Raw genomic sequence first — 17,317 nt, forward strand, 5'->3', positions numbered from 1 at the left:
AAGGGCCGAATTTCCGGCCCGTTCAGTATTAATGTTTTTTTTGCGCCCACCAGAGGCGCAACTTCATTCCCCAGTAGCTGGTCCAGCCGGTAGTGCTTTGCACCACCTGACCTTTCGAGACGACCAGCAGCGTCGGCGTTACGCTGACATCCCAGTTAGCCGCCATGCTTCCCTGCGGATCGTTGACCACCGGCAGCGTCAGATGTTTGCCATTCAAATAGCGCACCACGCGACTGTCGTCACCCGAGCGAATGGCCACGGTCAGCACGTTGCTGCCGTTATCGCTGAGTTTCACCACGTCCGGCGTGGTGTAACGGCAGATGCCACACCAGCTCGCCCAGAAGTAAACCAGCAGCGGTTTTTTCATGCTCAGCTCGGCCAGCGTCACGTCCCGGCCATCAATGGTGTGAAGCGGGATGTCTGCAAAACCTGTCGGCGCCTGCGGGGCACGGAAGAAATCAATCACCGTAAACAGCACCGCCATCATCATCAGCAGCAGCAGCAGATCGCGAAGAATGCGTCGCCCCTTAGCCATTATTTCACCTGCTCAAGCTGCACTTTCACCAGCGCTTCCAGCTGTTCATAAGGGATCGCGCCTGAAACCATCTGCTCGCCAATCAGCGTGGCGGGCGTGCCGGAAACGCCGAGATGCTGAGCCAGTTGCAGGTTGCTGTTGATGGTTTCCGTGCTGCGCCGATCGGGTTCGATGAAGCTCAGCCCCACTTTTTTCTCCGCCGCTTTGATGCTGGCCTCATCGTGATAGCCTTTTTTAGCCATCAGCCGCTGGTGGAGTGCCCAAAACTGCGCCGGCTTTTCACGCCAGAACATCAGTGCCTGGCGTGCGGCGGTCAGGGAGGTTTCCGAGCGGTACGGCAACGGTTTGATCACCACCGCAACATCCGGGTAGTTTTTGACTAATTTCTCCAGCTCGGGATCGAACTGTTTGCAGTAAACGCAGTTGTAATCGGTAAAGTTAACCAGCGTCACTTTGGCCTGTTTCGATCCCAGCCGTGGGCTGCTCTCATCCTCGAACAACGCCGCTTTATTTTGTTCAATCACCTGAGCAATCACCGCGCCTTGCTCTTTTTGCGCCTGCTTATCATAAGCATCTGCCGCTTCCGCCAGAATTTTAGGGTTCTCAACCAGCGTTTCGCGGATCAGTTCCCGGATACGCACTTCCTGCTCGGGCGTAAACGGTGGCGCAGCCAGTACCGGAGAACTGGCCAGCAGCAGAGTTATCAGTAACTTTTTCATTTCGCCTTTCCTTTTGCGTCAGATAACGCGGTTAATAATTGTTGACGATCAAGCAGCGGTGACAGCACGGTTCCCTGTGGATTGCCTGGGCCATAAACCTGATTGAACGGGACAGCCACGCTGCCGCGACGTTTCAGAAAGGTGTTGATGACCGCAGAAGGACGGCTCCAGTCGCCGCGAAGTGCCACCACGTCCCCGGACTGTAAGGCCTGCTGGACGTCTGGCCGCATCAGCACGTTGAATTTGTTGGCCTTGCAGGTAATGCACCAGTCGGCCGTGACATCGATGAACACCCGTTTGTCGGTGGCGAGGGCATTAGTAATGGCTTGCTCGCTCAGCGGTTGCCAGTTGATGTGGTCATCCATCAGCGTGAAGCTGACGCCCTGATGACTGAACAGCAGGCTGACCAGCCACAGGCAGGAAGCCAGCATCATCACGCCCATGGCAATACGCACGCCGTTCATCCAGCGACCGGCTTTTGGTAACTTCAGCGCCAGTGCGGGGAACAGGGCGATTAACAACCACGGCAGGCTCATACCGATCCCCAGCGCGATGAAAATTCCCCATAACATCGGCAGGGAAGCCGCCAGCGCAAAGGCCACCGCCGTACCGAGGAACGGCGCAGAGCACGGCGTTGCCAGCAACGTGGCAAAGGCGCCCTGCCAGAAATGCCCGGCGATGCCGTCGCCGTTGTGCGTGGCCAGACGCGTGGAGAGAGAAGAGGGCAGACGGAAATAGAACAGGCCGAACAGATTGGCGCTGAACAGCAGCGTAATCAGCACCATAAAGCCGATAAACCACGGATTCTGGAACTGAATTCCCCAGCCTAACGCGTGGTTGCTCAGACGAAGGACGGTCATCAGCAGCGCCAGCGCCATAAAGGACGCGATAATACCGGCGCTGGAAGCGATAAATTGCAGCCTCACCGTGCGTTTATTGCGCTGTTCTACCTGCAGGATCGAACCTAACTTCATGCCCAGCACCGGCAGCACGCAGGGCATCAGATTGAGGATAAAGCCGCCCGCCAGCGCCATTAACACCACTTGCCACAGCGCAATGCCGCCGCCGATTGACGCCACGGGCGGGCCAATTTTTAATTCGCTCTGCTGGGCCAGACCGCCGTCGGCAAGCACCAGAGAGACCGTTTCGCCCTGCAAATCCGGCGCACCTTCGCCCCATTGATCGCTGACGGGCACCACTGCCTGCAGGGTGTCACCCTTGATGGTCAGCGCCGGTTTGCCAAAGCTGGCGTCACTGCGATCGTCAATAAACAGGTCCGGCTGGCGCCAGCCGCCGGCACGCGTCGCGGTGATCTGCAGCTTGCCGGACTGATAGCCCGCCTGCAGCGTATCGGTCAGCACGTTGGCTACCGGAACCTGGCCCATCGCCTCGGCAAAATCATGCGCAAAGCGTTTGTCTGAGGGACGCTGCATAGCCAGACTGAACGGATAATCGGTCAGAATACAGACGTTGCTACAGGTTGAAAGCGTCAGCGTACCGCTCAGGCGATCGCGCACCTTGCCCGCCATCGTAATGGGCAGCGCGACCTGGTGGTGATAACCCTGGGTAGTCAGGCCCGCAACGTCAAAGCGTTGCGGCACCGGCCAGAACCATCTGGCTGCTGGAGGCGAACCGTCCCAGCGGATTTCGGGCGCAATTCCGCCTTCGCCAGGCGATCGCCAGTAGGTCTTCCAGCCGTCCTGCAGTTTGATATCCAGCAGCACGCGGGTGGATCCTTCGCTGGCATTATCGGCACGAACGCGAACCTGGGCATGATCGTTCTGAGGGGTGGTCAGCCAGCCGCTGTCTGCTGCCTGCAACGCAGGCAGCCACAGGCTGAGCAGGACAACCAGTAAGGTCCTGAAAAGATATTGCATTGTTTCTCCGTAAATAAGTAAAAGACACCAATCCGATCGGGCGGTGACTTATTCACGGAAGACGCAGTGGCAGAGATGGAGCCTTCGTTCAGGCGGGGCCAGTGGCGGACGCAGGTAGCGGACGGGCAGGCGCATCAGCAATGGCATAAACAGCAGGATCACCACCGCTAATGCCAGCAACGCCATCGCGGCAATTTCGGGCAAGGCAGAGAGCAGGGACTTCACGCTCAGTTCACAAGGGGTAGGAGACAGGTCAGAGTCAGCCGCGTCACTGAGTGTTGAAACGGAGGTTAACGCAGGTGTAGACGCAGGCGCGCCAACCATCCGCACGCCCAGACAGAGCAGGATAACCAGACAGGCCAGACTTAATAATCCCGTTGCGCGCCGTCGCTGAGCGTTCATGCCGAATCCTTTGAAAAGAGTGCGCCAATGATAACGGGGTGGTCAGGGTTAGCAATCTGGTCGCGTGTAAACATACGTAATATCAGGAAAAGGAAGTTCAGCATGTCACAGAATTGCAACCTGGGCGCGGTAGGGTATCGGGCTAACAAAGGTGATCTGCTGGTCACTGCGAAACATGCAATGCTCGTCTTATTCCCGCCTCGTGCGGGATTTTTTTTGCATCAGGCAGGCGAAATTAAGGCAGCGACACGCAGGTGGGCACCTTTCATTAAGCAGGAGGGCGGGCCGGAAATTACTCTTCTTTCTCTTCCAATAGCTGCGTCAGTAAATTGCGATACCCTTGCAGCAGCGCCTCATCGACTTCCCCTTCCAGCTTGGCAATCACCGTGGCGATAATCACTTTGCTGTGGGTAGGCCGTCCCCGGCGCATCAGTTCGGTCAGGATTGCCGCCAGCAGTTCACTCTCTTTCGGCGCATGAAAAGCCGGACTGTTAAAATATTCCGTTATTGCGCGGCCAGCGCCAGGCGTTGAATGTCTCATGATTAACCTCCAGAAAGGCACCACCGATCGCCCAGCGGCGAACCGATGAGATCAGGATTATCATTTTTAAATACGCGTCGATTCACCAGGACGGTCAATCGATACTGAGCCTGCGAATAATCAGGCGGAGATTTTAATTACTCTAGATGGCAGCCGCAGGAAAGCCAGTAACAATCAGAAATATTTTTCATTATGCTTTTTACCCTGGCGCAGAGGAGAGCGGACCCACAGGCCGGTTTTGACTGGGGTTTGCCACGGTAAATGAGAAGGTAAAGTGGATGATTTCGGCGCTTAACGAAAAAAACTAAACTATTTTTAGTTATTTTACAGTGAGTTGATGGTGGTTTTGGTTTTTTTTAATCATCAGGTATTGAACTGCATCCTGCGTTATGAGTAAATGCATCGTCGGTTTTGAAACAGACAACGTATGCGAGCAAATTTATTAAAGCAGTTTTCAGTTAAAGGTTATCTCTGATATCTCTTCCTGACTTCCTTCTTAAGTGCCTCATAAGTCCACCCTGTTGAAAAACCCGTGCCCTTTGCGGCTTAATACTTATTGAAGGAAAGACAAATGTCTAACAAAATGACTGGTTTAGTAAAATGGTTCAACGCTGAGAAAGGTTTCGGCTTCATCTCCCCAACCGACGGCAGCAAAGACGTATTCGTTCACTTCTCTGCAATCCAGAACGGCGGCTTCAAGACGCTGGAAGAAGGTCAGAAAGTTGAGTTCTCTATCGAAAACGGCCAGAAAGGCCCAGCAGCTGCTAACGTAACTGCTCTGTAATTAGAGAACTTTTCGCAGGCGAACCGGAGTTTACTCCGTGTAGAGCTAGCGAGAATACGAAAACCCGCTTAACGGCGGGTTTGTTGCGTCTGGGGCTTTTAAATCCTGGCTGCGACATGCTGCACTTTCCCGCCACGTTTTCACCAGTCAGAAATACTGCACATCCGGCATGAAATGCCAGCGCCAGCGCCATTTTGCGGCTGGAGACGCTATGCCAACAGGGTAAAACTTCAAAGTTAACCCCATCCCGTTATTTGCCACTCATTGCTAAAATGTCCTTGTTACACTGCCAACTCGCTCTTCTGCTATAAGGCCCTCAGCACAGCAAGATGGAATCCTGGAAGGTTAACCTCATCTCAGTCTGGTTCGGCTGCCTCTTTACCGGCCTCGCGATCAGTCAAATCATCCCTTTTTTGCCGCTCTACGTTGAGCAACTGGGCGTTACCGATCCCAGCTCGCTGACCCTCTGGTCCGGACTTATCTTTAGCGTAACCTTTATGGTCTCGGCCATCGTCTCGCCGATGTGGGGCAGCCTTGCCGATCGTAAAGGCCGCAAGCTGATGCTGCTCCGTGCTTCTCTGGGCATGGGGATAGTGATTTTTCTGCAAGCATTTGTCACCGATGTCTGGCAGCTGTTTTTGCTGCGTGCGTTGATGGGGCTGACGTCCGGCTATATTCCCAATGCCATGGCGCTGGTGGCAACCCAGGTGCCGCGTGAGCGCAGCGGTTGGGCGATGAGTATGGTGACCACCGCCCAAATTTGCGGCGTGATCATGGGGCCGATGATGGGCGGTTTCCTGGCGGACTGGGTTGGGCTACGCGCGGTGTTCCTGATTACCTCGGGCTTACTGCTGACCAGTTTTCTGATCACGCTGTTCCTGATCAAAGAGGGCGGCCAGCCGAGGGTGAAAAAAGAGGATAAGCTTTCCGGCACCATGGTCTTCCGGTCACTCGGCAATCCCGGCCTGATTATCAGCCTGTTTCTGACCACCCTCACCATCCAGCTGTGCAATGGCTCGATCAGCCCGATCCTGACGCTGTTTGTGCGGGAACTTGAGCCGAACGTGCAGAATATTGCCTTTATCAGCGGGGTGGTAGCGGCCATTCCCGGCGTGTCTGCGCTGTTTTCGGCGCCGACGTTGGGGAAACTGGGCGATCGGATTGGCGCCCAGCGCATCCTGTTTTCCGCGCTGATCCTGACCTTCGTGCTGTTTGTGACCATGTCATGGGCGGGAAGTGCATTCCAGCTGGGTGCTCTGCGTTTCCTGCTGGGGTTTGCGGAAGGGGCGATGATGCCCGCGGTGCAAACCATGCTGCTGCGCTATTCCAGCGATCGGGTTACCGGACGCATTTTTGGCTACAACCAGTCATTTATGTACCTGGGCAACGTCGTCGGGCCGCTGATTGGTTCCGGCGTGTCGGCCATTGGCGGATTCCGCTGGGTATTTGCGGCAACGGCGGTGGTGGTCCTGGCCAATACGGTTCAGCTGATCGTCACCTGGCGTAACCGCAAAGTGGTGACGGCGGCTCAGGCCTGACGCTGCTGCCGTCAGGCCTGAACACGCATTTACTCTGCTTTCAGCGTCAGCGCATAACGATAGCGTGAGGCTGACAGCAGAAATTCAGGGCTGACGCTGGGGCTCCACGAGTCATCGCCGCCGACGCCCATATGATACCCATCCAGCACCAGCCAGCAGCCTTCCTCTTCCTGCAGCAGATGACGGTGGGTCACCTCGCGAAGCTGTTGCTGGCTGTAGCGACTGACCGAGAAATGAAACTCCCCGTCGACCTTCATCCTGCCCACGCTTAACGATTTTGTGCCGCAGCGCAGACCGTTTTCGCTGGGAAACACATACGGCGTAGTGAGCGCGTCCAGTGGCTGCGTCCAGCGTGAGAACTGCGCGGACAGCAGGCGGTCCGGATAGTTTTCGTGCGGGCCCAGGCCCAGCCAGCTGACGTTTTCTGCCGGCTGACTTAACTGGCAGCTGAGACCGATGCGGGCCGGTGCCGGTAAGCCTGCAGCCACATCTACCTCTACCTGAATATGTAATTCTCCCGCGCTATCAATCAGGTAGCTTTTACGGCTGATAAACAGCCGTTCGCCCTGATGCAACCAGGCATGGGTGGCGGTCAGCTGCACGCTGCGGCTGAGGGCATCGGCCTGGAAATCTGTCAGCTCGCTTTCCAGATGATTGAAACCGGCGCGCTGCCAGCGTTCAACCCAGGCATTCGGATCGACTTTAGTCACTTCGCTGATGCCGATATCGTTATCCAGCGGCGCGCGGGTGAAGTTATCGCGTAATGGCGTCAGTAGTTGAGGCTGCCCATCAATCAGCCACTGCACCAGTTCGCCACTGTGTTTTGAGAACTGCCAGCGCTGGTTCTGCTGACGGATTTCGATCAGTTGTTCGGTCTCCACCATTTCGGGGATGAACAACGACTTAAGCGGTGAAGGCATTGGCAGGCGAGAAGGGAGTTGCCATTGATCCCAGGCCACGCGGTGATTTGCCGGCGACCACGCTGTCGCCTCTGGCTGGATAACCTCAACGTTCAGCCACAGCTGATCATCAAGATCGGCAAACGGTGGCAGTTCGATATCCACCCGACCTTCCGCAGCGATGGCCAGCGGTTGTTCACCTGCCGCTATCTCCACGCCATTATGCTCAATGCACCAGCGCAGGATTTCATTGTCGCTGTGGCGGAAAAGATATTCGCTCTCAATGCGCAGGATTAACGGCCGGGTGCTGAGCAGCGAAAACTGGAAGAATTGCTGCGCACGCTGCGCTTCAAACAGGGAAGGATGCGGCGTACGGTCGGCAAAAACCAGACCGTTCATGCAGAACTGACGATCGTTGGGCGTGTCAGCAAAGTCGCCACCGTAAGCCTGCCAGGCATTGCCCTGCGCATCGTAACGGGTCAGGCTTTGATCGACCCAGTCCCAGACAAAGCCGCCCTGCAACCGTGGAAACGCTCTGAAGGCCTGCCAGTATTTTGCAAAGCCGCCAAAGCTGTTGCCCATCGCATGCGCGTATTCACAGAGGATCAGCGGACGGGTTTCTTCCGGCAGACCGATCCACTTCTTCAGTGACCATTTCGGCACCGCGTCGAACGGTTGATCCTGATCGACGCGGGCATACATCGGGCAGATGATATCGGTGGCGGCGGTATCGGCACCGCCGCCTTCATACTGCACCGGCCGCGTCGGATCGTTACTTTTGATCCAGCGCCAGAGCGCGTCATGCGTGCTGCCATGTCCCGATTCGTTGCCCAGCGACCAGATGATGATGCAGGCGTGATTGCGATCGCGCTGTACCATTCGGGTCACGCGTTCGCTAAAGGCATTGAACCATACCGGATCGTCCGACAGACGGTTCATCGGCTGCATTCCGTGCGTTTCGATATTGGCTTCGTCCACCACATACAGTCCGAAGCGGTCGCAGAGGCGATACCACAGCGGATGGTTGGGATAATGCGAGCAGCGCACGGCATTGAAGTTATGCTGCTTCATCAGCGTGATGTCGCGGATCATCGTCGCTTCATCCATCACCTGGCCATGTTCCGGATGATGTTCATGGCGATTGGTGCCGCGAATCAGCAGCGGTTTGCCATTCAGCTTCAGCAAGCCCTGATGGATTTCGATTTTGCGGAAACCAACATCATAGGCTTCCACTTCCAGCAGGTTCCCCTGCAGATCGCGCAGCGCCACGGTCGCCCGATATAGATGCGGCGTTTCCGCACTCCATAACGCTGGATTTTCCACGCGCAGCGTCAGCGTGGTGCGATCGCTGTAGCGGCCTCGCTCATCCACGATCGCGCTGCCAAACGGTTGGTGAACGCTGCCAACCAGCGCGTTATGCCGCCACAGCTGAACCTCAACCTGATACTGCCCGGCATGCTCCAGTGAGCAGACCGCCAGAATTTTCAGCTGGGCGGAGTGAAACTCAGGGCTGAGATGCGTTTCAATCTGGATATCGCTCAGCTGCACGGCGGGTTTATGCAGCAGGCTGACATCGCGGAAAATCCCGCTCATGCGCCACATGTCCTGGTCTTCCAGATAGCTGCCGTCACTCCAGCGCAGCACCATTACCGCCAAACGGTTCTCGCCGTGGGTCAGCACCGGTGAGAGATCGAATTCTGCCGGCAGGCGGCTGTCCTGCGAATAGCCAATAAACTGGCCGTTGCACCATAAGTAAAAGGCCGAGTTCACGCCGTCGAACTGGATCCGCGTCTGTCCTGACGTCAGCCAGTCCGGATCGCAGCTGAAGGTCAGTGAATAACAACCGGTCGGGTTTTCATTCGGCACAAAAGGTGGCGTGACCGGAATAGGGTACTGCACGTTGGTGTAGATCGGGGCGTCATAACCAGCCAGCTGCCAGTTTGACGGCACCGGCTGGGGATCCGCCTCCGGCAGATCCTGCGCTAACCAACTGTCCGGAACCAGTTCTGGCTGGCTGAAATAGCTGAAGTTCCAGACGCCATTCAGGGACTGGCGACGCTCGCTCGTTCTGTCTTCTCTGGCCGCAGCAACCGAACGCCAGCTGGAGAAAGGCGGATGCGCAGGCAGGCGATTCAATTGCGTTACGGCCGGATTTTCCCAATCACGGCGGATCAGTTGCTGTTGCAAAGAGAGAGAAGGAGCGGGTTTCATCAACAATACCTCATAAATGTTATGCGCTCACATTGCGCCGGTTTGGCGTCGTTGTAAAGCAGATCCCTGCGATCCTGCGAGCACGATCGCAGGTAAACCAGCCTGCGGATAATCCGCAATTTACCGGGTTAACCCAGCATTGTTACGGGGTTCTGACAGGAAAGTGTTAAGCGTAGTGACTGGCGGTAAAAATGGCCCTGAACCGGACTATTCTGCATTGCTGGGCCAGTAACGGACGCTTACTATCAGCGCCACTGTTCCGTGGAGGTCTGTACAATGAACCGATTAATGAAAGTAGTAAGTGTGATTGCGCTGGTAACAGCCTTAAGTGGTTGCCTGTTCCCACCTCCAGGTGGTGGCGGCGGCGGCGGTCACGGCGGCGGTTGGGGCGGCGGTGGCCCACGCGGTGGCTTCTCTCAGGGCCCAGGCTGATAAAACCTTAAATCAGAGGCAAATTGCCTCTGATTTTAATTGCTGACGATTATTTTGTGACATTAACAGGCAGCAAAACGTTTCGCTCGCAATAAAAATTTGCTGCGCTTCGCAAAAGTGAATAATGAAATCAATACCGTGTTTAAGTAACGAAAAAATATAGCGATTATCTATTTTCTTTTTTTTTTGCTGGTGTTAACGTCTTGCTTTAACTCGCTGAGACGTCCGCATGAAAAACCTCATTGCAGAACTGCTGGTCAGGCTGGCGGAGAAAGAAGAAGAGTCCAAGGAATTAGTGGCTCAGGTTGAGGCGTTAGAAATCGTGGTGACCGCATTACTGCGTAAGCTGGACAGTCATCAATTCCAGCAGATCTCAGACAGCATCACTACCGCGATGGACACGGCGACACGTTCGGAGACCATCAATCCCGAAGACTCGTCATTGCTGGAAGGTTACATTCAGCGCCTTTTGCTTCATCCCCGCCAGTAATCTGCTTTATCAAATCCGTCGCTCGCATGTATGCGGTGACGAGTTGACCCCGTTCATTATTCCCTTATGTTTATTTCTGCTTTTCTTTCTCGCTCCCGTCTGAATTTCTGCCAAACTTTGAGTGTTCGTTAATCAAATAGGGATGGAAAACATGAAGCTGAAATATCTGATGGTTGCGGCAATGCTTTCGTTAATGGCCGGTGGTTATGCCAGCGCGGCAGAAAAGACCGCCCAACAACAAAAAATGACCGTGTGTAATCAGCAGGCCGGTGAAAAGACCTTAAAAGGCGATGAACGAAAAACCTTTATGAGCAATTGCCTGAAGAAAGACAGCAAAATGGACTCGATGACGCCACAGCAGATGAAAATGAAAACCTGTAATACCCAGGCCGGTGAAAAAATGCTGAAAGGGGATGAACGTAAAACCTATATGAGCAGCTGCCTGAAAAAAAGTTAACCTGAGGTGGGCCTGCTCAGGCCCCTCTTTTCGCACTCCCCTCCGTCCCACCGTTCATTCATATTTCCTTAAATATTAATAATCAATGATAAACAATGGCTTAACCGTAATTATCCTCGCTTCGCCTGCCCCTTTTCGATCCTTTCCCCTGTAAATGCCAGGCTTATTACTGTTGATTTGAAAACAGATAATAAAAAGGAGCCTTGTCGTGAGCTATCAAAATGCCATCGTTTTACAGGATCTCCCTGAGCGAAAACCCGTCAGAGTGCCGGTAGGTGAAACCGGTATAATTCTGATCCGCGAGCAGCAGGAAGTGAAAGCCTTCCAAAGCAAATGCCCCCACTCTGGCGCGCCGTTAGAGCAGGGCGCAATCTATGGCGACAGGCTGGTTTGCCCGTGGCATAAAGCCAACTTCAGCTTGAATGACGGCAGTCTGTGCGAGCCCTTAGCGCTGAGCGATCTAAAGCGCTATCCGGTCAGAGTAGAAAACGGCATGGTGCAGGTGGATCCCGAGCCGCTGCCGCCGCTGGCCACTTTCCAGGCCGATCGCCAGGATCCGGTCTTTGTGATCCTGGGCACCGGCGCGGCAGGAGCGGCTGCGGCATGGACGCTGCGCAGGGAAGGCTTTACCGGCAAGCTGATCCTGGTCGATCGTGAAAGTGAGGCGCCCTACGATCGTACCGTGCTGACCAAATTTGTCCCTTCCGGCAACATGAAGATTGATGAGGTTCCTCCGCTGTTAAAAGAGGATTTCTCCGCCTATGCCGAACATAAGCTGGCGGACGTCGAACGGCTTGAAAGCCGTAATCAGACCCTGCATTTCGCCGATGGCACAAGCTTGCAGTATGACAAGTTGCTGATTGCCAGCGGCGGCATTCCGCAGCGGCCAGATCTGGAAGGTAAGGCGCTGCAGGGCGTGCATGTGCTGCGCAGCCTTGAGCAGGCTGACAAGCTGCTGCAGGCGGTCGATGCCACCAAGCAGCTGGTGATTATTGGTAACAGTTTTATCGGCATGGAGCTGGCGTCTGCGCTACGTGCGCAGGATGTGAAGGTACAGGTGGTAGCACCGGAACCGTTGCCGTTTAAAAACACCTTCGGTGAGGAGATTGCCGGTTATTTCCGCAAGCTGCATGAAGATAAAGGCGTGGAGTTTATCGACGGCGAGGTGGCCGAGCTGAAGGAAGATAACGGTCACGTCAGTGCGATTGCGTTAAAAAGCGGTAAAATCGTGCCGGCTGATATCGTTCTGTTGGCTACGGGCGTCGCGCCGGGCACCTCGTTTATTCATGACATTCCGCTCAATGACGATGCCAGCCTGACCACCAGTGAGACGTTAGAAGTGGCCAGCCAGGTGTGGAGCGCAGGCGATATCGCCACCTTCCCGGCGGCGTCAGGCCCGCTGCGGATTGAGCACTATCGGGTCGCGCAACAGCAGGGTCGGGTTGCCGCTAAGAACATGTTGGAGCAAAACGAAGCGTTCGATCGCGTGCCGTTCTTCTGGACCGCGCAGTTTGGGACGCGCTACGAATATCTGGGTCATGCGGAAGAGTGGGATGACTATCAGCTGTTTGGGTCGCTGGCAGATAAGAAATTTGTCGCGCTCTATGGGCAGAAAGGCCAGCTGGCGGCGGTAGCCTCCTGCGGGCTGTATACCTTCACCGCCGAGTTGGTCTTGCGGATGCAGGAGCCGATGACGATGGCTGAAACCGCTGCGCTGGTCAAAGAAGCGCTGAAGTGATCGACAGGGGCGAACGCCGTTCGCCCCTTAAGGTCAGGCCTTGCTCATCCGCTCGGATTTGGCCATGCACTGCTGCATCGCTTCCATCACCGCCGCGCGGAAGCCTTTCTCTTCCAATACTTTCACCGCTTCAATGGTGGTGCCGCCAGGCGAGCACACCATATCCTTCAGTTCAGCAGGATGTTTGCCGGTTTCCAGCACCATCTGCGCTGCGCCTTTAACCGCCTGCGCGGCAAACTGATACGCCTGCGCGCGTGGCATCCCGCCCAGCACCGCTGCATCCGCCATCGCTTCGATAAACATAAACACATACGCCGGGGAAGAACCGCTTACGCCGACCACCGCATGGATCATGTATTCCGGCACCAGCGCGGCTTTACCGAAACCCTTAAAGATATCAACAATCTCATCGGCTTCTTCTTTGGTGACCAGCACGTTTGGCGTCACTGAGGTCATCCCTTCATTCACCAGTGCCGGCGTGTTCGGCATGACGCGAACCAGCTTACGGTCGTGGCCCAGTACGTTCGCCAGTGAATCCAGCGTGATGCCCGCCGCAATTGACACCACCACGGTATCTTTATTCAGGCTGTTGGCGATCTCTTTCAGCACGTTCAAAATGACATTGGGTTTCACCGCACCAAACAGGATATCGGCCTGTTTGGCCACTTCTTCCGCGCTGGACGCCGGCGTAATGCCGTATTGCTGCTGCATCGCTTCATTGGTGGCCGGTTTACGGTCAAATACCCAGATGTTCTCAGGTGCGATCTGACCCGACGAAACCAGACCACCGATAATGGCTTTCGACATATTGCCGCAGCCAATAAAACCAATTTTCTTATCCACCGTTGTGCTCCCTGTTTCAGTCAGTATTTGATACGGCTCTAGCTTACGTCATTCCCGGCCTTTATCCAGTTTCCGCTTCGTTTAGCCGTTACCGGCAGATTAGATTTGCCATTCCTGAAAAGCACGGCATGATCTCCCTGTTTATCGTAATAACAAAAAGGAAAGGGGTCATATGCCAATCTGGGTGGATGCCGATGCGTGCCCGAAAGTGATCAAAGAGGTGCTTTACCGGGCTGCCGAACGCGAGCAGATGAAGGTCACGTTGGTGGCGAATCAGCCGCTGAGCGTGCCGCCATCGCGTTTTATTACCACGCTGCGCGTGCCGGCGGGTTTTGATGTGGCCGATAACGAAATTGTGCGCCGGGCTGAAGCGGGCGATCTGGTGATCACCGCGGATATTCCGCTGGCGGCAGAAGTGATGGAGAAGGGGGCGATTGCGCTGAATCCACGGGGTGAACGCTACAGCGACGCCACGATTCGCGAACGGCTGACCATGCGTGATTTTATGGATACGATGCGGGCCAGTGGCGTGCAGACCGGCGGACCGGCGACGCTGAACCAGCGCGATCGCCAGCAGTTTGCCAATGAACTGGATAAGTGGCTGCTCAGCCAGAAAAAAAAATAATCAAGAAGCGGGTGGAGAACTCCACCCGCTGCGTTAATCAGACAAAGCTGTCGTCGTCGCCAAAATCATCGCCGCTGAAGTCATCACCACCGAAATCAGCAAAATCATTGCTGTTATCCTGCTGATAGCCCGAATCCTGACTGGCGAACTGATTGTCATTGCCGGTGCCGTTAAAGGTATCGAGATTATTATCAAAGTTTTCCTGCGGCATCGCCGGCTCGTTGATAATGTTCACAATTTCCTCTGGCTGCGAATGATGGAACATGCTGGTCAGCATATCTGCCATCACCACGCCACCGGCAACACCGACCGCCGTCTGCAATGCGCCGCCTAAAAAGCCGCGCGTCGCGGAAGGGGCCGCAGCCTGAGCGGGCGCAGGCGCATAAGCAGGCTGTTGTTGCTGTTGCGGAGGCGGCGCGCTGTTCCACGGGTTCTGCTGCTGGGCCTGTGGCTGTGCCGGCTGCTGCTGGCGCTGACTGCCGCCGCCAAACAGGCCGGCCAGGAAACCGCCGCTGCTCTGCTGGGGCTGTTGCTGCTGGGCCTGAGCCAGCCTGGCTTCCAGCTCACTGACACGGTTGTTCAGCTGTTTCAGTGCCGCTTCCTGAATCAGAATCGACTGCGCCATATAGTAAGGTGCACCTGGCTGTTGCTGAACCTGCTGCTGGATTAATTTCTCCGCTTCGGCGTCACGCTGGCCGGACTGAGTTTCAGCCTGTTTTAAACGGCCAAACAGGCTCTCTATTAACTGTTGTTCTTCGCTCTGCATAGGTCTAACTCCGTAACGGGTGATGCTGACTATATTGGGGCTACGCGTGGGAAAGTAAACGTGCATCGGGTAAGGAAATGTTGCTGTTATCGCGCGGTTATTTTGTGATTGTAAAGTTAAAATTACACCCTGTTAATTGTTATAATTCAGTCTGTTAATCGACCTGGGTCACACGGCGGGTGTAAAGAAAAAGTGACTACTGGTCGCACAGGGAAATTATCGGTATGATGCGACGCAAAGTTCATCATTATCTGCCTTTCGGCGTGGGCGTTGACCCTGACGAGCAGGCTGAGGAAGTGCCAGTTATGTCGTTACCCCTTTATCTGATCGGCGCGCGCGGCTGCGGAAAAACTACCGTAGGTCAGGCGCTGGCGAACGCTTTAGGCTATGCCTTCAGTGATACCGATCGCTACCTCCAGCAAACCACGCAGCGTACCGTTGCTGATATTGTGTCCGCAGAAGGGTGGGAAGGGTTTCGTCAGCGTGAAACGCTGTCCTTAAAAGCGGTGACGGCGCCGGCCACGGTCATTGCCACGGGCGGCGGCATGGTTCTGGCGGCGGAGAACGGCAAATTTATGCGTGAACAGGGCCGGGTTATCTACCTGAAAGCGGACGCCAACGTGCTGGCCGCGCGGCTTGAAGCCTACCCGGAGCAGGATCAGCGTCCGACGCTCACCGGCCGCCCGATAGCCGATGAAATGGTGGAAGTGCTGGCTGCCCGGGATGCGCTGTATCAGCAGACCGCGCATTACGTGATTAATGCCATGCAGTGCCCGGACAAGGTGGTAGAGGACATCATTACGATGCTCTCTCTGGCCCGCGCCAGCTAAATACTGCGGAAAAATACCAGTCTTTGTCTATACTTAGTCAGATACGCGATTGTCGGGCCTTTATTGCCGACAGAGGTTTTTATTCTGACAAGAGGGAAATTATATGGCTGGTAAACCCCCGTATCCACGTGAAGCAAAAATTGTCCCGGTTAAAAAAGGCACCACCGAGAAAACCGTCACCTGGTACGAACTGCGCGCCGATCATCCTAAGCCTGACACGCTGATCAGTGAGCATGAAACAGAGCAAGAGGCGCAGGACGCCAAAATCCGTTACGAAGATAAAGACAAAGAGTGATGGCGGCCGGCAAGGATGCCAGCGATCTCCCCGCGAGATTATGACTTGACCCCGCCAGACCCTCCCCGTATTTTTCTGTGGCACCCTGATTTACCTAAAATAAAAACCGATCATCCCTTAGCCCGAGCTGGACTGACTCTTGAAAGATTTTCTGAAAAACACCGCCACGCCTGCTGACCCTCACGCTGTTTCAGAGGCAGCTGCTATGCTTTCTGTATCTGTGGTTCCCGGTACTGACACCACTGAGGATCTGGCGGTTACGTTCGCTGACAGGGCGAACTTTGCGGAAAGTAAAACGATGAAACACTCACTTGCAACACTTACACTAGGCCAGGCTGCCCGTAGCGATCTCCATCCCCTGCTACTGGAAAATCTCCCTGAAGAACAAATCGCCCACGTTGGATTGCTTGACGATCTGACCCATGACGAAATACAGCAAAAATACGCCACGGCTGGCAATGAAAAGGTGGTGATGACCCGCCTGGAAGACGGCACTCACGTGGTGCTTTCGGCCGCGAAAGTGGAAGCGGCGCTGCAAAACAAGATCCTTGAACTTGAACAGCAGGGCTTTGAGACTATCCTGATGCTGTGTAGCGGGCAGTACAAAAACCTGTTTACTGACAGCGCCATTCTGCTTGAACCTTACCGTATCCTGCCGCCGCTGGTGGACGCGATCACCGGTGGGCATCAGGTCGGTATTGTGGTGGCGCGGGAAGAGTATATCGCGGAGCAGGCGTACAAATGGCAGAGCCTGGGACAGAAGCCCCACTTTGCAGTAGCCAGCCCGTGGGAAACCAGCGATGATGATCTGATTACCGCTGCGCTGCACTTACAGGAGCAGGGCGCGGATGTGGTGGTGCTGGATTGTCTGGGCTACCACCAGCGGCATCGGGATTTCCTGCAGAAACTGTTAGGCATTCCGGTATTGTTGTCCAATGTGTTAATAGCCAAACTGGCAGCAGAACTGCTTGTGTAAACGAGAACTTCTCGGCACTTTTACACTGTTATCTTTTTCTCTGATTTTAAGGATGTTTATATGCTCAACGTCAGTGAGTACTTCGACGGAAAAGTGAAATCAATTGGTTTCGACAGTGCCAGTACCGGGCGCGCCAGTGTGGGCGTGATGGCGGAAGGCGAATATACGTTTGGCACCGGCCAGGCGGAAGAGATGACGGTAGTCAGCGGATCGTTGAAGGTGTTGTTACCAGGTGAAGCCGAGTGGAAGCACTTTGAGCCAGGCCAGGTGTTTAACGTCCCGGGTCACAGCGAGTTTCATCTGCAGGTGGCAGAGCCTTCTTCCTATCTGTGCCGCTATCTGAAAGATTAAACCTGAAG

Annotated in this window: 19 protein-coding genes; 11 read left to right on the forward strand and 8 right to left on the reverse strand. The window is 55.1% G+C overall.

Annotated features, from left to right (window positions below):
* Positions 1-28: 28 nt before the first annotated feature.
* The 5 genes from EBC_RS06375 to EBC_RS06395 all read right to left on the reverse strand — a co-directional run bounded on the left by EBC_RS06375 (position 29) and on the right by EBC_RS06395 (position 4,074).
* Positions 29-535 carry a protein disulfide oxidoreductase gene (locus tag EBC_RS06375; protein ID WP_013200971.1) on the reverse strand — a complete coding sequence of 169 codons (507 nt, stop codon included), beginning with the start codon at positions 533-535 and terminating at the stop codon, positions 29-31.
* Positions 535-1,254: a DsbA family protein gene (locus tag EBC_RS06380; protein ID WP_013200972.1), complete on the reverse strand. Its 720-nt coding sequence runs from the start codon at positions 1,252-1,254 to the stop codon at positions 535-537. Before EBC_RS06380 ends, EBC_RS06375 begins: the two co-directional genes overlap by 1 nt.
* Positions 1,251-3,131 (reverse strand): cytochrome c biogenesis protein CcdA, encoded by a 1,881-nt coding sequence (locus EBC_RS06385; RefSeq protein WP_013200973.1) that lies wholly within the window; start codon positions 3,129-3,131, stop codon positions 1,251-1,253. Before EBC_RS06385 ends, EBC_RS06380 begins: the two co-directional genes overlap by 4 nt.
* Positions 3,132-3,179: 48 nt before the next feature.
* On the reverse strand, positions 3,180-3,533 hold the full coding sequence (locus tag EBC_RS06390; protein WP_013200974.1) for a hypothetical protein: 354 nt from the start codon (positions 3,531-3,533) through the stop codon (positions 3,180-3,182).
* Positions 3,534-3,825: 292 nt separating this feature from the next.
* The gene (locus tag EBC_RS06395) at positions 3,826-4,074 is read right to left on the reverse strand and encodes a biofilm development regulator YmgB/AriR family protein (RefSeq protein WP_013200975.1); all 249 of its coding nucleotides are present in this window, start codon (positions 4,072-4,074) and stop codon (positions 3,826-3,828) included.
* Between the two features lie 571 nt (positions 4,075-4,645).
* Between EBC_RS06395 and cspE the strand changes: the two genes are divergently transcribed.
* Both cspE and EBC_RS06405 read left to right on the forward strand, forming a co-directional pair.
* The gene (gene cspE, locus EBC_RS06400; RefSeq protein WP_013200976.1) at positions 4,646-4,858 is read left to right on the forward strand and encodes a transcription antiterminator/RNA stability regulator CspE; all 213 of its coding nucleotides are present in this window, start codon (positions 4,646-4,648) and stop codon (positions 4,856-4,858) included.
* A gap of 329 nt (positions 4,859-5,187) precedes the next feature.
* The gene (locus EBC_RS06405) at positions 5,188-6,396 is read left to right on the forward strand and encodes a multidrug efflux MFS transporter (protein ID WP_013200977.1); all 1,209 of its coding nucleotides are present in this window, start codon (positions 5,188-5,190) and stop codon (positions 6,394-6,396) included.
* A gap of 29 nt (positions 6,397-6,425) precedes the next feature.
* Here EBC_RS06405 and EBC_RS06410 read toward each other — a convergent pair whose 3' ends face one another.
* Positions 6,426-9,506 carry a beta-galactosidase gene (locus EBC_RS06410; RefSeq protein ID WP_013200978.1) on the reverse strand — a complete coding sequence of 1,027 codons (3,081 nt, stop codon included), beginning with the start codon at positions 9,504-9,506 and terminating at the stop codon, positions 6,426-6,428.
* Between the two features lie 288 nt (positions 9,507-9,794).
* Here EBC_RS06410 and EBC_RS25920 point away from each other — a divergent pair, with 288 nt between their 5' ends.
* The 4 genes from EBC_RS25920 to EBC_RS06425 all read left to right on the forward strand — a co-directional run bounded on the left by EBC_RS25920 (position 9,795) and on the right by EBC_RS06425 (position 12,623).
* Positions 9,795-9,938 carry a hypothetical protein gene (locus EBC_RS25920; protein WP_162096468.1) on the forward strand — a complete coding sequence of 48 codons (144 nt, stop codon included), beginning with the start codon at positions 9,795-9,797 and terminating at the stop codon, positions 9,936-9,938.
* A gap of 229 nt (positions 9,939-10,167) precedes the next feature.
* Positions 10,168-10,428, forward strand: coding sequence for an anti-adapter protein IraP (gene iraP / locus EBC_RS06415; RefSeq protein ID WP_013200979.1), 261 nt, complete (start codon positions 10,168-10,170; stop codon positions 10,426-10,428).
* Positions 10,429-10,579: 151 nt separating this feature from the next.
* Entirely contained in the window at positions 10,580-10,885 is a 306-nt protein-coding gene (locus EBC_RS06420) for a PsiF family protein (RefSeq protein ID WP_013200980.1), read from the forward strand.
* A gap of 208 nt (positions 10,886-11,093) precedes the next feature.
* Positions 11,094-12,623 (forward strand): FAD-dependent oxidoreductase, encoded by a 1,530-nt coding sequence (locus tag EBC_RS06425; RefSeq protein ID WP_013200981.1) that lies wholly within the window; start codon positions 11,094-11,096, stop codon positions 12,621-12,623.
* A gap of 33 nt (positions 12,624-12,656) precedes the next feature.
* On the opposite strand, the gene proC is transcribed toward EBC_RS06425, so the two are convergent.
* A complete protein-coding gene (gene proC, locus EBC_RS06430; protein WP_013200982.1) occupies positions 12,657-13,466 on the reverse strand; it encodes a pyrroline-5-carboxylate reductase in 810 nt (269 codons plus the stop codon).
* A 172-nt stretch (positions 13,467-13,638) separates the two neighbouring features.
* On the opposite strand from proC, the gene EBC_RS06435 reads away from it, so the two are divergent.
* Positions 13,639-14,091, forward strand: coding sequence for a YaiI/YqxD family protein (locus tag EBC_RS06435; RefSeq protein ID WP_013200983.1), 453 nt, complete (start codon positions 13,639-13,641; stop codon positions 14,089-14,091).
* 37 nt (positions 14,092-14,128) lie between these two features.
* Here the strand turns inward: EBC_RS06435 and EBC_RS06440 are convergent, their stop codons facing one another.
* Complete coding sequence (locus EBC_RS06440; RefSeq protein WP_013200984.1) at positions 14,129-14,857, reverse strand: DUF2076 domain-containing protein; 729 nt, start codon at positions 14,855-14,857, stop codon at positions 14,129-14,131.
* A gap of 305 nt (positions 14,858-15,162) precedes the next feature.
* On the opposite strand from EBC_RS06440, the gene aroL reads away from it, so the two are divergent.
* From aroL to ppnP, 4 genes are all read left to right on the forward strand, one after another.
* Positions 15,163-15,687 (forward strand): shikimate kinase AroL, encoded by a 525-nt coding sequence (gene aroL / locus EBC_RS06445; protein WP_013200985.1) that lies wholly within the window; start codon positions 15,163-15,165, stop codon positions 15,685-15,687.
* 103 nt (positions 15,688-15,790) lie between these two features.
* Positions 15,791-15,982 (forward strand): YaiA family protein, encoded by a 192-nt coding sequence (locus EBC_RS06450; RefSeq protein WP_013200986.1) that lies wholly within the window; start codon positions 15,791-15,793, stop codon positions 15,980-15,982.
* 298 nt (positions 15,983-16,280) lie between these two features.
* Entirely contained in the window at positions 16,281-16,958 is a 678-nt protein-coding gene (locus EBC_RS06455; protein WP_013200987.1) for an AroM family protein, read from the forward strand.
* 60 nt (positions 16,959-17,018) lie between these two features.
* Positions 17,019-17,309 carry a pyrimidine/purine nucleoside phosphorylase gene (ppnP, locus tag EBC_RS06460; protein ID WP_013200988.1) on the forward strand — a complete coding sequence of 97 codons (291 nt, stop codon included), beginning with the start codon at positions 17,019-17,021 and terminating at the stop codon, positions 17,307-17,309.
* The last annotated feature ends 8 nt before the right edge of the window (positions 17,310-17,317 follow it).

The sequence above is a fragment of the Erwinia billingiae Eb661 genome, from assembly GCF_000196615.1.
GTDB classification, from domain to species: domain Bacteria; phylum Pseudomonadota; class Gammaproteobacteria; order Enterobacterales; family Enterobacteriaceae; genus Erwinia; species Erwinia billingiae.